At 72.7% G+C, this 3679-nt stretch carries 2 protein-coding genes; both read right to left on the reverse strand.

Annotated elements, in window-relative coordinates; genetic code table 11:
* A partial coding sequence (locus ACGF2Y_RS36555; protein ID WP_392956397.1) for a beta-ketoacyl synthase N-terminal-like domain-containing protein occupies positions 1 to 455 on the reverse strand: 455 nt, incomplete at its 3' end.
* Between the two features lie 42 nt (positions 456 to 497).
* A partial coding sequence (locus ACGF2Y_RS36560; protein ID WP_392956399.1) for an SDR family NAD(P)-dependent oxidoreductase occupies positions 498 to 3679 on the reverse strand: 3182 nt, incomplete at its 5' end.

Here is a 3679-nt window from a genome sequence, read left to right on the forward strand (position 1 = left end):
ACCCCGGTGCGGCTGCCCCGCAGCGACGCCGGATCGATGCCCGCCCGCTCGAAGGTCTCCCACGCCGTCTCCAGCAGCAGCCGCTGCTGCGGGTCCATCGCCTGCGCCTCACGGGGCGAGATGCCGAAGAATCCCGCGTCGAACAGAGGCGCGTCGTGCAGAAAGCCGCCCTCACGCGTGTAGGAGGTACCCGGCGTGTTCGGGTCGGGATCGTAGAGACCGTCGAGGTCCCAGCCCCGGTCGGTGGGAAAGCCGGTGATGCCGTCCACTCCGTCGGCCACCAGCTGCCACAGGTCCTCGGGGGAGGTCACTCCCCCCGGAAAGCGGCAGGCCATCGACACGATCGCGACAGGCTCACTGGCCCCGGACTCCAGATCGGCAAGCCGCTGCTGCGCCTTGTGGAGATCGGCCGTTACCCACCTGAGGTATTCGACGAGCTTCTCTTCGTTGGACATACGGGTCGTTTCTCCTAGAAGCGCAGAGGCGGTCGAGTGAGGTCAGCCGGCTGATCTGCCGAGCTGGGAGTCGATGAAACGGAAGAGATCGTCCGCCGACGCCGAAGTGAGGGCTTCGCCCGCTTCCGGGGCTTCCGGGGCTTCCGGGGCGGCGTGGGGGGCGTTGAGCTTCTCCATCAGGGACCGGAGCCGGGCCGTGATCTCCGTACGGGCCGCCTCGCCCCGGAGCCGGGTGGTGAGCGTGGCCTCCAGCCGGTCGAGTTCGGCCAGGGCCGCCGCGTCGTCCGCGCTCCCCGCATGGGCCGTCAGCCGCTCCTCCACGTACGCGGCCAGAGCCCCCGGCGTGGGATGGTCGAAGACCATGGTCGCGGGCAGCCGTATTCCGGTGGCGGCGTTCAGGCGGTCGCGCAGCTCGACACCGGTCAGGGAGTCCAGGCCCAGCTCCTGGAAGGGGCGGTCCGGCACCACGGCGGCACCTGACAGGTGCCCGAGCACGGAAGCCAGCTCCTCCCGCACGAGTAGCAGCGCCCACTGCTTGCGGTCGGCCGGTGACATCGCCGCCACCGACTCGGCCGGGGACTCCTGGGCCGGGGCCGCCGTCCGCGCGGCGCGTCGGGTCGCCCCGCCTCCCGCCAAGGTACGCAGCAGGGGAGGAACACGGTCCCCGGCACGGATGTGGCCCAGGCTCACCGGGGTGGCGACCAGCGCCGCCGTGTCAGCGGCGAGCGCCCTGTCGAACAGGGCCAGGCCCTGGGCCCGGGGCGTGGGCAGGAAGCCGCTGCGTACGAACCGCTCCAGCTCCTTGGCGGCCGGCCCGGCACCGCCCCCGGCGGGCTCCCACAGTCCCCAGGCGATGGAGAGGCCGGGCCGGTGCTGGGCTCGCCTGTGCTGGGCGAGAGCGTCCAGAAAGGCGTTGGCCGCCGCATAGTTGGACTGGCCGGGGCCACCGAAGACACCCACCGTGGAGGAGCACAGCACGAACGCGCGCAGATCCATGTCCCGGGTCAACTCGTGCAGATTCCATGCGCCGTCGACCTTGGGCCGCAGCACTGTGTGCAGACGCTCCGGTGTCAACGTCTCGATGAGACCGTTGTCCAGGGCACCGGCGGCGTGCACCACTGCGGACAGCGGACGGTCCTGCGGAAGGTCCGCGAGGAGTGCGGCCAGAGCACCGCGGTCCGCCACATCACAGGACGTCATCGTGACCTCGGCGCCGAGCCGCGTGAGCTCTGCGGCCAACTCGTCGGCCTGCGCGCTCTGTTCGCCGGGGAGATCCAGAAGCAGGAGCCGCCGCGCTCCGTGCTCGGCGACCAGGTGACGGGAGAGATCCGCGCCGAGCGCACCGGTACCCCCGGTGACGAGGACGGTCCCCTCGGCGGCCCAGGGCACCCTGCCCGATGTGCTCACCGGGGGAATGCGCCGCAGCCGCGGCCCGAACACGGTGCCCCGGCGCAGGGCCACCTCGTGCTCCCCACCGGCCAGAACCGCCGACAACTCCCTTTGGGAGACCTGTCCTTCGCAGTCGACCAGCACGATGCGCCCCGGATGCTCGGACCGTGCCGAGCGAACGAGACCCCACAGCGCGGCACCGGCCGGGTCCGGTGCCTCCGCGTCGAGTGCCGCCACGGCCCCCCGGGTCACCACGACCAGCGGCGTCTGTCGGAGGCGCTCGTCCGCGAGCCATGCCCGCAGCACGTCGAGTGCCCGCGCCGTGCCGTCGTGCGCGGATGTGTCCGTCCGCGTGCTGTGGTCCACGGACCACAGCACGGCCACCGCGTCCACCCGGTCGGCACTGCCGGCGACCGCGTCGACATCGCTGAACCGCTCGGCATCGCCGAGGTCTTCGGGACCCGAGAGCACCTCTGCCCCCGAGCCCAGCACGGCCCAGCGCAGCGACGGCGCGTCGTCGGGCCCGGCCACCGGAATCCACCCGACCTCGAAGACGGCCTCGCCCGGATCGTCGCTCACGGTCCGGAACCGCTCCACGGGGATGTCCCGGTACGCGATCGAGTCGGCCGTGACGACCGGGGCGCCCGTCGCGTCGAGGAGTGTGAGGGCGACGGCTCCGCTGTCCAGGCCGGTGATCCGGGCGTGTACGGCGGTGGCTCCGGTGGCGTGGAGCCGCACGCCTCGCCACTCGGCCGGCACGGACACGGCGCCGTCCGCCCCGGCGCCGACGGCGTGCCCGGCCAGCGCCTCGTCGAGGAGGTGCGGGTGGATCCCGTAGCTCGCCACCTCGTCCGCCAGACCCTCCGGCAGACGGACGAGGGTGTCCTCGCCGGGCGTGGCGGACGGTTCGGCGTCACGGCTCACCCCGGCTGCGCCCACGGGCAGGAAGAGACCTTGAGCGTGCAAGGTCCATGGAGCCTCCGGGTCGGCTTCCGGCCGCGTGTGCACGGACAGGGCCGCCGGTCCTCCGTCGTCCGGCGCACCTGCCCGCACCTGCAACTCGAGCCCGCCCTCGGCCGGGAGCACGAGCGGCTCGTGCATGCTGAGTTCCGCCAGGCCCGGCCGGCCGATCTCGTCGCCGGCGCGGAGGGCCAGCTCGACGATCGCGGCCGCGGGCAGGACGGCGGCGCCCAGCACCTCGTGCGGGGCGGGCATCGGGTGACCGAGCGGCGGGACGCGACGGGTGAAGACGGTGTCGGCGCTACCGGCGAGCCTCACCGGGGCGCCGAGGAGCGGGTGCCCACCGGTGGACGGGGCCGTGCCGGTGGTGCCGGCCGAGGGCTGCAGCCAGTACCGCTCCCGGTCGAAGGCGTACGTCGGCAGGGGGACGGGCCACGCACGTGTTCCGGCGAAGTACGCGGACCAGTCCACCGCCGCCCCGCGGACGAAGAGGGAGGCGAGGGCGGTCAACAGCGTTGACGCCTCGGGCTTGCCCCTTCGGAGCAGCGGCACCGCCAGTTTGCCGTCCGGATCCGTCACGCCCTGGGTGGCCATGGACGTACAGACGCCGTCCGGCCCCAGTTCCACGAACGCGGTGACGCCGGCGGTTTCGAGCGAGCGAACGGCATCGAGGAAGCGCACCGGCCGGCGGACCTGTTCCACCCAGTATTCGGGCGAGGACCACTCCCTCGCGGTCACCGCCGTACCCGACACGGTGGAGACCGCCTTGATGCGGGACTCGTGGTAGGTGAGGTGTGTGGCGGTGTGGTGGAGTTTTTCGAGGATGGGGTTCATGTGGGGGGAGTGGAAGGCGTGGCTGACGTTGAGGGGGGTGG

This window comes from Streptomyces sp. NPDC048142 (genome assembly GCF_043202835.1).
Lineage (GTDB): Bacteria > Actinomycetota > Actinomycetes > Streptomycetales > Streptomycetaceae > Streptomyces.